Here is an 11600-nt window from a genome sequence, read left to right on the forward strand (position 1 = left end):
AGAATAGGATATGTGATAAACTTATCACCTTAAATAGAAAGGAAATTCTATGTCAAATCTATCTGTTAATGCTATTCGTTTCTTAGGTATTGACGCTATTAATAAAGCTAATTCAGGTCACCCAGGGGTGGTTATGGGTGCAGCTCCGATGGCTTACAGCCTTTTCACTAAAGAACTTCGTATCAATCCAGCTCAACCAAACTGGATCAACCGCGACCGTTTTATTCTTTCAGCGGGTCACGGATCAATGCTTCTCTATGCCCTTCTTCACCTTTCTGGATTTGAAGATGTGAGCATGGATGAAGTGAAGAGTTTCCGTCAATGGGGATCTAAAACTCCAGGTCACCCAGAATTTGGTCATACAGCAGGGGTTGATGCAACAACAGGTCCTCTAGGACAAGGGATTGCGACTGCGACAGGTTTTGCACAAGCAGAACGTTTCCTTGCAGCCAAGTATAACCGCGAAGGTTATAACATCTTTGATCACTACACATATGTTATCTGTGGAGATGGTGACTTGATGGAAGGTGTATCAAGTGAAGCTGCTTCTTATGCAGGTTTGCAGAAACTTGACAAATTGGTTGTTCTCTATGATTCAAATGATATCAACTTGGACGGTGAGACAAAAGATTCATTCACAGAGAGTGTTCGCGATCGTTACAATGCTTACGGTTGGCATACAGCCTTGGTTGGAGATGGGACAGACTTAGAAGCTATTCAAGCAGCTATTGAAGAAGCTAAGGCTTCAGGGAAACCATCTTTAATTGAAGTAAAAACTGTTATTGGTTATGGTTCGCCAAACAAACAAGGGACTAATGCCGTACACGGTGCCCCTCTTGGTACGGATGAAACTGCAGCAACACGTCAAGCACTTGGTTGGAACTATGAACCATTTGAAATCCCAGCAGAAGTTTATGCTGATTTCAAAGAAAATGTTGCGGACCGAGGTGCATCAGCATATGAAGCATGGACAAAACTAGTTGCAGATTATAAAGGAGCTTACCCAGAGCTTGCTGCAGAAGTGGAAGCAATCATCGACGGACGCGATCCAGTTGAATTGACTTCAGAAGACTTCCCAGCTTTAGAAAATGGCTTTTCTCAAGCAACTCGTAACTCAAGCCAGGATGCTTTAAATGTAGTGGCTGCTAAATTGCCAACCTTCCTTGGTGGATCAGCTGACCTTGCTCATTCAAATATGACTTACATCAAAACTGACGGACTTCAGGACGATGCAAATCGCTTGAACCGTAATATACAGTTTGGTGTCCGTGAATTTGCAATGGGTACTGTCTTGAACGGAATGGCTCTTCACGGTGGACTTCGAGTTTACGGTGGAACTTTCTTCGTATTCTCAGACTACCTTAAAGCAGCAGTTCGTTTATCAGCTCTACAAGGTCTTCCTGTAACCTATGTCTTCACCCACGATTCAATCGCAGTTGGTGAAGATGGACCAACTCATGAACCGATTGAGCACTTGGCAGGACTTCGCGCGATTCCAAACCTTAATGTTTTCCGTCCAGCAGATGCGCGTGAAACTCAAGCGGCTTGGTACCTTGCAGTGAAGAGTGAGAAAACACCAACTGCCCTTGTTTTGACTCGTCAAAACTTGACTGTTGAGGAAGGAACAGACTTTGATAAGGTTGCGAAAGGTGCTTATGTTGTCTATGAAAATGCTACAGACTTTGACACTATTTTGATTGCAACAGGTTCAGAAGTGAATCTGGCTGTTGCAGCTGCGAAGGAATTAGCAAGTCAAGGTGGGAAAGTTCGCGTAGTCAGCATGCCATCTACAGATGTATTTGATGCACAAGATGTAGCTTACAAAGAAGAAATCTTACCAAATGCAGTTCGTCGCCGTGTAGCGGTTGAAATGGGAGCGACTCAAAACTGGTACAAATACGTTGGTCTTGATGGAGCAGTTCTCGGTATTGATACCTTTGGAGCATCTGCCCCAGCTTCAAAAGTGTTGGCAGAGTATGGATTTACAGTTGAAAACCTAGTAGAACTTGTAAACAACTTGAAATAAGAAAAATCAGAGCTTTGCTCTGGTTTTTTATTGACTTAAAACTAAGGTGCAATCTTGTAAAAAATAGTGAAATTTGATATAGTAGTTTTATCTGAATTACAAAGGAGAAAATACAATGAATGCAAATTTAACATTTGTGATTATGCTTGTAGGGATGTTTGCCTTGATGTTCTTTATGCAACGTTCTCAAAAGAAACAAGCTGAAAAACGCATGGAGAGTCTCAATAAACTTCAAAAAGGCTATGAAGTCATTACTATCGGTGGTTTATACGGTACAGTTGATGAAGTTGATACCGAAAACAGAACGATTGTACTTGATGTAGACGGAGTTTACTTGACTTTTGAACTTGGAGCTATCAAATCTGTCTTGCCACTTAAAGAGGCTGTTACATCAGAAGGCACAGTTGTTGATGGTGAAAGCGCGATTGAAGAATAAAACGGGGTGGATCTCATACCCCTTTTTCTATGAAGATGGGGAATAATAATGAAGAAAGTTGTTTTTGTATGTCTTGGTAATATTTGCCGCAGTCCTATGGCAGAATTTGTTATGAAATCTTTAACCGATGATTATGAGATTGAAAGTAGAGCAACTTCTTCTTGGGAACATGGAAATCCAATTCACAAAGGAACTCAGAAAATTTTTAAAGCTCACGAGATTCCTTACGATTCATCAAAAACATCACAGCAAATTTCTAAGGGTGATTTTGAATATTTTGATTATGTCATTGGGATGGACGAGTCCAATCTTCTAGATTTGACTCGGATGTGTCCTCAAGACCAACAACACAAGCTAGAGGCATTTGCTTCTGAGGGTGTTCCTGATCCATGGTATACAGGTGATTTTGATGAAACTTACGATCGAGTTTTAACTGGTTGCCAAGCTTGGCTAACACGTTTAGAAAATGAGGCAAAAAATGGATAATTTAAAGAAATTCTATGATAAGTACAGTGTTTATATAACGCGTCCTCGTTTGGAAATTGCAACAGTAGTAGTCATAGCTCTTTGTGCTATATTTGTATTTGTAGGGAATATGCCTAAGCAAGGAGTTTTGAAACTGGATGGCGATTCACTTGTATATGATGGCAGTATTGTACGTGGAAAGATGAATGGCAAAGGCACAATGACCTTCTCAAATGGCGACACTTATACTGGTGAATTTAAAAATGGAGCATTTAACGGGAAAGGAACCTATCAAGCTAAAGAAGGCTGGGTTTATGAAGGCGACTTTGTTAATGGCCAAGCTGAAGGAAAAGGAAAACTGACTACAGAGCAAGAAGTTGTCTATGAAGGCGACTTTAAACAAGGGCTCTTCCAACAAGCACAATAACCTCCTCTTAGAGGAGGTTATATACCACACCTATAGAAAGCGCTTACATGGAAATTGAGACGCCTTTCAATGCCTTTTTACAATGAAGTTTGTGAAAAATAAAAGTTTTATGGGATTATTCACAAAGTATAAGCTAAAAAGCGTATGGGTAGGGCTGTGCAAAATTATTTTCACAAGCGAATAAAAAAAGTTTGTGAAATTTCTATGAAACTGTTTACAAATCTTGAAAAAAGAGTTATAATAAGATTGTGAAAAAATTAACAAAGGACTTACAATCCTTGAAAGCTATGGAGGAAAATATGGCTGATAAAAAAACTGTAACACCAGAGGAAAAGAAACTCGCTGCTGAAAAGCATGTCGATGGTTTGGTGCAAAAAGCTTTAGTTGCCCTTGAAGAAATGCGTAAACTTGACCAAGATCAAGTCGATTATATTGTAGCAAAAGCTTCAGTTGCAGCTCTTGATGCCCACGGAGAATTGGCTCTACATGCCTTTGAAGAAACAGGACGTGGAGTATTTGAAGATAAAGCGACTAAGAACTTATTTGCCTGTGAGCACGTAGTAAACAACATGCGCCACACTAAAACAGTTGGTGTTATTGAAGAAGACGATGTGACAGGATTGACTCTTATTGCTGAACCGGTTGGTGTTGTTTGTGGTATCACTCCAACAACAAACCCTACTTCAACAGCAATCTTTAAGGCTTTGATTTCATTGAAGACTCGTAATCCTATTGTCTTTGCATTCCACCCGTCAGCTCAAGAATCATCAGCTCACGCTGCTCAAATCGTGCGTGATGCTGCGATTAAAGCAGGTGCTCCTGAAAACTGTGTACAGTGGATTACTGAACCATCTATGGAAGCAACTAGCGCATTGATGAACCACGAAGGTGTTGCAACAATCCTTGCAACAGGTGGGAATGCCATGGTTAAAGCTGCATACTCATGTGGTAAACCAGCTCTTGGGGTAGGTGCCGGAAACGTTCCAGCTTATGTTGAAAAATCAGCTAATATTCGCCAAGCTGCACACGATATCGTAATGTCTAAATCATTTGACAACGGTATGGTCTGTGCATCTGAACAAGCGGTTATTATTGATAAAGAAATTTATGATGAATTTGTAGCAGAGTTCAAATCTTACCACACTTACTTTGTAAACAAAAAAGAAAAAGCTCTTCTTGAAGAGTTCTGCTTCGGTGTGAAAGCAAACAGCAAAAACTGTGCTGGTGCAAAATTGAACGCTGACATCGTTGGTAAACCAGCAACTTGGATAGCAGAACAAGCAGGATTTACAGTTCCAGAAGGAACAAATATTCTTGCTGCAGAATGTAAAGAAGTTGGCGAAAAAGAGCCGTTGACTCGTGAAAAATTATCACCAGTTATCGCAGTTTTGAAATCTGAAAGCCGCGAAGACGGTATTGAAAAAGCCCGTCAAATGGTTGAATTTAACGGTCTTGGGCACTCAGCAGCTATCCATACAGCTGATGAAGAATTGACTAAAGAATTTGGTAAAGCTGTTAAAGCTATTCGTGTTATCTGTAACTCACCTTCTACTTTCGGTGGTATCGGGGATGTTTATAATGCCTTCTTGCCATCATTGACACTCGGATGTGGTTCTTACGGACGTAACTCAGTTGGGGATAACGTTAGCGCCATTAACCTCTTGAATATCAAAAAAGTCGGAAGACGGAGAAATAACATGCAATGGATGAAACTTCCTTCAAAAACATACTTTGAACGTGATTCAATTCAATACCTTCAAAAATGTCGTGACGTTGAGCGTGTCATGATCGTTACTGACCACGCTATGGTAGAGCTTGGTTTCCTCGATCGTATCATCGAGCAGCTTGACCTTCGTCGCAATAAGGTTGTTTACCAAATCTTTGCAGATGTAGAACCAGATCCAGATATCACTACAGTTGAACGTGGTACTGAGATTATGCGTTCCTTCAAACCAGATACAATCATTGCTCTTGGTGGTGGATCACCAATGGACGCTGCTAAAGTAATGTGGCTCTTCTACGAGCAACCAGAAGTGGACTTCCGTGACCTTGTACAAAAATTCATGGATATCCGTAAACGTGCCTTCAAATTCCCATTGCTTGGTAAGAAGACTAAATTCATCGCTATCCCAACTACATCTGGTACAGGATCTGAAGTAACTCCATTTGCCGTTATCTCTGATAAAGCAAACAACCGTAAATACCCAATCGCTGACTACTCATTGACACCAACTGTGGCAATCGTAGATCCTGCTTTGGTATTGACAGTTCCTGGATTTGTTGCGGCAGATACTGGTATGGACGTATTGACTCACGCAACTGAAGCTTACGTATCACAAATGGCTAGCGACTACACTGACGGTCTTGCTCTTCAAGCGATCAAACTCGTATTTGAAAACCTTGAAAGCTCAGTTAAGAATGCAGACTTCCACTCACGTGAGAAAATGCATAATGCTTCAACTATTGCTGGTATGGCCTTTGCGAATGCCTTCTTAGGTATTTCTCACTCAATGGCTCACAAGATTGGTGCACAATTCCACACAGTTCACGGACGTACAAATGCAATCTTGCTTCCATACGTTATCCGTTACAATGGTACACGCCCAGCTAAGACAGCTACATGGCCTAAGTACAACTACTACCGTGCAGATGAGAAATATCAAGATATCGCTCGTATGCTTGGACTTCCAGCTTCTACTCCAGAAGAAGGGGTTGCATCTTATGCTAAAGCTGTTTACGAACTCGGTGAGCGCGTAGGTATCGAAATGAACTTCAAAGCACAAGGTGTTGACGAGAAAGAATGGAAAGAACATTCACGCGAATTGGCCTTCCTTGCTTATGAAGATCAATGTTCACCTGCAAACCCACGTCTTCCAATGGTTGATCATATGCAAGAAATAATCGAAGATGCTTACTATGGTTACAAAGAAAGACCAGGACGTCTTAAATAATTGATTATCAGTCAGAGGCAGGAGTAATCCTGCCTCTTTTTATAGTTTTTCAAAATAGAAGAGGTTAAAAGTTTAACAAAAAGTTTTGTAAATAACTATAAAGATGTATATTGATAGACTTTTGACAAAGGGAATCTATATAAAATTGTGTATCTAGAAAATAGAAAACTGAAGTGAAAATCAACGTCAGCGCTTGCAATAAAACTAAAATAGTTATATAATAGGTTTGTTGAAAGGTGATTTGTAGTGATTCAAGTTACTCTTTTCACAATAAAATTTTCATGATTTTCATAAGGAGGAAATCACTAATGGTAGTTAAAGTTGGTATTAACGGTTTCGGTCGTATCGGTCGTCTTGCTTTCCGTCGTATCCAAAACGTAGAAGGTGTTGAAGTTACTCGCATCAACGACCTTACAGATCCAGTTATGCTTGCACACTTGTTGAAATATGACACAACTCAAGGTCGTTTCGACGGAACTGTGGAAGTTAAAGAAGGTGGATTCGAAGTTAACGGTAAATTCGTTAAAGTTTCTGCTGAACGCGATCCAGAACAAATCGACTGGGCTAACGACGGTGTAGAAATCGTTCTTGAAGCGACTGGTTTCTTTGCTAAGAAAGAAGCTGCTGAAAAACACTTGCATGCAGGTGGCGCTAAGAAAGTTGTTATCACTGCTCCTGGTGGAAATGACGTTAAAACAGTTGTATTTAACACTAACCACGACGTTCTTGATGGTACTGAAACAGTTATCTCAGGTGCTTCATGTACTACAAACTGCTTGGCTCCAATGGCTAAAGCTCTTCAAGATAACTTCGGTGTTGTAGAAGGATTGATGACTACTATCCACGCTTACACTGGTGACCAAATGATCCTTGATGGACCACACCGTGGTGGTGACCTTCGTCGTGCTCGCGCTGGTGCTGCAAACATCGTTCCTAACTCAACTGGTGCTGCTAAAGCTATCGGTCTTGTAATTCCAGAATTGAATGGTAAACTTGACGGATCTGCACAACGCGTTCCAACTCCAACTGGATCAGTTACTGAATTGGTAGCTGTTCTTGAAAAGAACGTTACTGTTGACGAAGTGAACGCAGCTATGAAAGCAGCTTCAAACGAATCATACGGTTACACAGAAGATCCAATCGTATCTTCAGATATCGTAGGTATGTCATATGGTTCATTGTTTGACGCAACTCAAACTAAAGTTCTTGACGTTGACGGTAAACAATTGGTTAAAGTTGTATCATGGTACGACAACGAAATGTCTTACACTGCACAACTTGTACGTACTCTTGAATACTTCGCAAAAATTGCTAAATAATTTCTGAGTCGAAAAAGCAAGACCGATTGGTCTTGCTTTTTGTATCTATAAAAATGGATGATAAAATCATCCATTTTGTTTTAATTCTCTTTCAAATGTATCTGAGAGTGCGGTAAAGCTTAATTTATTTAAAGTCAGAGGGTGGATAAAGGATAGTTTAAATGCGTGAAGCATCAGTCTCTTGTTTTTTGAGTGTGAGTTGTAGAGAGGGTCCCCGAGGATTGGATGTCCGTGGTGAGATAGGTGGACTCGGATCTGATGAGTACGTCCTGTTTTTAATCTACACCGAACGAGACTGGTTTTGTTTTGAAATTGTTTTAACCGAGTTACATGAGTTTCGGCGTATTGACCATTTTTTTGATCCACAATTCTTTTTCTACGATCGTGGCGATTGCGACCAATTTTATCTCGGTAGATTAAGTCCTTAGCCCCTAATCTTCCATCAACCAGAGCCCAGTATTCTCGAGAAATCTCTTTCTTTTCTAATAAGCGATTAAGGATAGGAAGGATGAATGGATTCTTCGCAAACAGTACGAGACCGCTTGTTTCCATATCCAAGCGATGAACAACATAGCAGGTTTGGCCGACATAGGCGCTGACATGATTGAGAAGAGCTATCTCGTCTGGCTGATTTCCATGTGTCTTCATACCCTCAGGTTTATTGACGATAATTAAATGTTGGTCTTGATAGACTTCTTCGACAAGTTTGGGATTTCCCCATAGAATTTTTTTTGTAGGATAATCTTCCTCGTCGAAAATCAATTGGCACTCATCTCCAGCCTTGACCGTTTGATGCCAGTGGACTTCTTCTTGATTAATGAGGATGTGTTTCTTGATTCTCAAAAAGTGCCTAATTTTTCTAGGTATTAACAACTGTTCTTCTAGAAAATGTTTGACAGTCATTTCGGGTAGAGAGTTGGGGATCGTAAAGGTAAATTTCATACTGATATTGTAACAAAAATCAATTTATTTGGACAGGGGAACTAGCAAAATTCTTGTCTTCCTATGGGGAAGATGATAAAATATACGCATGAAATTAGATACCTTATTTGAAAAATTTCTTTCTTTATTTAAAAAAGAAGAATCTGAAATTGAAAAAACAGAAATGAATGGAATTGAACAAGAAGAAAGTGTGTCGAGCAATTTACGGCGTTCAAGAGCAGGGCGAAAGAAAGCGGGGGCAATTGGCCCTGTTCGAAAATTTTGGCGTCGCTATCATCTGACAAAAATCTTTTTGATTCTTGGGCTTAGTGCCAGCTTGTTTGTTGGGGTCTATTTGTTTGCTCTAGCAAAATCGACAAATGTTACCGACTTACAAAACGCTTTAAAAACTCGCACTCTGATTTTTGACAGAGAGGAAAAAGAAGCAGGCGCCTTGTCAGGTCAAAAAGGCACCTATGTCGAACTTTCGGACATCAGTGAAGACTTACAAAATGCCGTCATTGCTACAGAAGATAGAAGTTTCTATAAGAACGATGGTATTAACTATGCTCGTTTTTTCCTAGCGATAGTGACGGCTGGACGCTCAGGTGGTGGTTCTACAATTACTCAGCAGTTGGCGAAGAATGCCTATCTTTCTCAAGATCAGACTGTACAGAGAAAGGCGAAAGAATTCTTTTTAGCTTTGGAGTTAACAAAAAAATATAGCAAGAAAGAAATTCTGACTATGTACTTGAACAATGCCTACTTCGGAAACGGAGTTTGGGGTGTTGAAGATGCAAGTAAAAAATACTTCGGGGTCTCAGCTTCTCAACTGACACTTGATGAAGCTGCAACTTTAGCTGGAATGCTCAAAGGACCAGAATTGTATAACCCTTTGAATTCTATTGAAGATTCTACTAATCGTAGAGACACCGTTCTCCAAAACATGGTCGCTGCTGGCTATATTGATAAAGACAAAGAAGCGGAAGCTTCGGGTGTTGATATGGCCTCTCAACTGCAAGATGCTTATGAAGGTAAAGTTTCAGACTACCGATATCCATCCTATTTTGATGCTGTTGTTAATGAAGCAATTGAAAAGTATAATTTAACTGAAGAAGAAATTGTGAACAACGGCTATCGTATATACACAGAATTAGATCAGAATTACCAGGCTAATATGCAGGTCATTTATGAAAATACAGCTCTCTTTCCAACCGCAGAAGATGGAACTCATGCTGAGTCGGGCAGTGTTGCTCTAGAACCAAAAACAGGAGGAGTTCGAGGAGTTGTTGGTCGTGTAGCAGGAGATGATAAAGCCGGTTTCCGAAATTTCAACTATGCAACTCAATCAAAAAGAAGCCCAGGTTCAACTATTAAGCCCTTAGTTGTCTATACCCCAGCAGTAGAAGCCGGTTGGGCTCTAAATAAAGAGTTGGACAATCATACTATGGAGTATGGTGATTACAAGGTAGATAACTACGCAGGAATAAAAACATCTCCAGAAGTTCCAATGTACCAAGCTTTAGCTGAATCCCTAAACCTTCCTGCAGTAGCCACGGTTAAGGAACTTGGTATTGACAAGGCTTTTGAATCAGGCGAAAGATTCGGGCTAAACTTAACCAATGTAGATCGTGTGTTGGGTGTTGCACTGGGTGGTGGTGTGGAAACTAGTCCACTGCAAATGGCGCAAGCTTATGCAGCATTTGCAAACGAAGGTTTGATGCCTGAAGCACATTTCATTACACGTATTGAAAATGCAAGTGGGCAAGTCATTGCTACTCATAAGAATTCTCAAAAACGAGTGATAGATAAATCCGTAGCGGATAAAATGACTAGTATGATGCTAGGGACATTCACAAACGGTACAGGGATAAGTTCATCACCAGGTGATTATGTTATGGCCGGGAAAACAGGTACAACAGAAGCAGCCTTCAACCCGGTGTATACGAGTGACCAGTGGGTTATCGGCTATACGCCAGATGTAGTCATTAGTCACTGGCTTGGTTTCCCGACAACCGATGAAAATCATTATCTAGCAGGTTCGACATCAAATGGCGCCGCTCATATTTTTAGAAGTATGGCAGAAACAATTCTTCCTTATACACCAGGAAGTACATTTACAGTTGAAAATGCCTATAAAATAAATGGGATTGCTCCTAAAAATGTTCCAAATCAGTCTGCTGACAATGGTGGAGGGCAGTCAAATGACTCTATAAATGATATCCAAAGTAGAGCTCAGAACCTTATTGATGAAGCAGAAAAAGCTATTTCAGATGCAAAAATTAAAGAAAAGGCAAAAACCGTCTGGGATACAATTGTGGATTTGTTCCAATAAATTTTTTAAAAGACAAGAGCATAACTCTTGTCTCTTTTTATATCCTAAAAAGTCTAAAAATATATCCCAACGAAATATCAAACATTCAAAAAAATATAATCAAGCAAGATAAATAACAAAATAGAAGAAATGTCATAATTCGTCTCTACCTTTGCTATACTATTGGCAGAAAAGGAGAACGACTATGTTAGACATGAATTATCACGAAGTAAAAGCTATTGTACATAAGTGTAGAAAAGAATACTACCTTCATTTATGGGAAAAAGAAGATTGGGATCAAGAGGGAATGATTTGCCTACATGAATTATTAGAAAATCACCCTGATTTTAAGGAAAATAAAAATAAGGAATTTTATACCTACTTCAAAACAAAGTTTCGAAATCGAATTTTGGATGCAGTTCGAAAACAAGAAAGTTATAAAAGAAGATTGGATCGACAAGCTTATGAAGAAGTGAGCGAGATTAGCCATCGATTAGGCGAAGGGGGGTTGTTGATAGATGAGTCTTACGCACTACAAGAAGTGCTTAAAGAGTATCGAGCAGGATTAGGGAAAGAAAAATTGGAGTTATTTGAACGATTGTTAGCTGATGAGCGATTCAAAGGAAGAAAAGCAATGTTGAAAGAACTAAAGCATGTGCTAAGAGATTTTTCTCCAAAAAGATAAAAAAACAAATCAAACTAGTTGACAAGAATCTAAAAGTAGGTATAATAGAAAGAGTT

General features: G+C 39.8%; 9 protein-coding genes. 8 read left to right on the forward strand and 1 reads right to left on the reverse strand.

Annotation, left to right across the window (positions count from 1 at the left end):
• The first annotated feature begins 49 nt into the window (after positions 1-49).
• The 6 genes from tkt (at position 50) to gap (ending at position 7624) form a co-directional block, all read left to right on the forward strand.
• The gene (gene tkt, locus NML75_RS07380) at positions 50-2026 is read left to right on the forward strand and encodes a transketolase (protein WP_004251135.1); all 1977 of its coding nucleotides are present in this window, start codon (positions 50-52) and stop codon (positions 2024-2026) included.
• Between the two features lie 115 nt (positions 2027-2141).
• A complete protein-coding gene (gene yajC / locus NML75_RS07385; protein ID WP_004251136.1) occupies positions 2142-2462 on the forward strand; it encodes a preprotein translocase subunit YajC in 321 nt (106 codons plus the stop codon).
• A gap of 48 nt (positions 2463-2510) precedes the next feature.
• Positions 2511-2948, forward strand: a complete 438-nt coding sequence (locus tag NML75_RS07390) for a low molecular weight protein-tyrosine-phosphatase (RefSeq protein WP_006149001.1) — start codon at positions 2511-2513, stop codon at positions 2946-2948.
• A complete protein-coding gene (locus NML75_RS07395; RefSeq protein ID WP_024056349.1) occupies positions 2941-3354 on the forward strand; it encodes an MORN repeat-containing protein in 414 nt (137 codons plus the stop codon). The genes NML75_RS07390 and NML75_RS07395 overlap by 8 nt, the downstream gene beginning before the upstream one ends.
• A gap of 299 nt (positions 3355-3653) precedes the next feature.
• On the forward strand, positions 3654-6305 hold the full coding sequence (gene adhE / locus NML75_RS07400) for a bifunctional acetaldehyde-CoA/alcohol dehydrogenase (RefSeq protein WP_070677863.1): 2652 nt from the start codon (positions 3654-3656) through the stop codon (positions 6303-6305).
• A gap of 308 nt (positions 6306-6613) precedes the next feature.
• A complete protein-coding gene (gene gap, locus NML75_RS07405) occupies positions 6614-7624 on the forward strand; it encodes a type I glyceraldehyde-3-phosphate dehydrogenase (protein ID WP_004251141.1) in 1011 nt (336 codons plus the stop codon).
• 66 nt (positions 7625-7690) lie between these two features.
• Here gap and NML75_RS07410 read toward each other — a convergent pair whose 3' ends face one another.
• Complete coding sequence (locus NML75_RS07410) at positions 7691-8566, reverse strand: RluA family pseudouridine synthase (protein ID WP_302851162.1); 876 nt, start codon at positions 8564-8566, stop codon at positions 7691-7693.
• An 88-nt stretch (positions 8567-8654) separates the two neighbouring features.
• On the opposite strand from NML75_RS07410, the gene pbp2a reads away from it, so the two are divergent.
• Both pbp2a and NML75_RS07420 read left to right on the forward strand, forming a co-directional pair.
• The gene (gene pbp2a / locus NML75_RS07415) at positions 8655-10880 is read left to right on the forward strand and encodes a penicillin-binding protein PBP2A (protein ID WP_254804320.1); all 2226 of its coding nucleotides are present in this window, start codon (positions 8655-8657) and stop codon (positions 10878-10880) included.
• A 184-nt stretch (positions 10881-11064) separates the two neighbouring features.
• Entirely contained in the window at positions 11065-11544 is a 480-nt protein-coding gene (locus NML75_RS07420; protein WP_036756170.1) for a sigma factor, read from the forward strand.
• Positions 11545-11600: the final 56 nt, after the last annotated feature.

This window comes from Streptococcus sp. CF4-3, from assembly GCF_024295385.1.
In the GTDB taxonomy this organism is placed as follows: domain Bacteria; phylum Bacillota; class Bacilli; order Lactobacillales; family Streptococcaceae; genus Streptococcus; species Streptococcus infantis_I.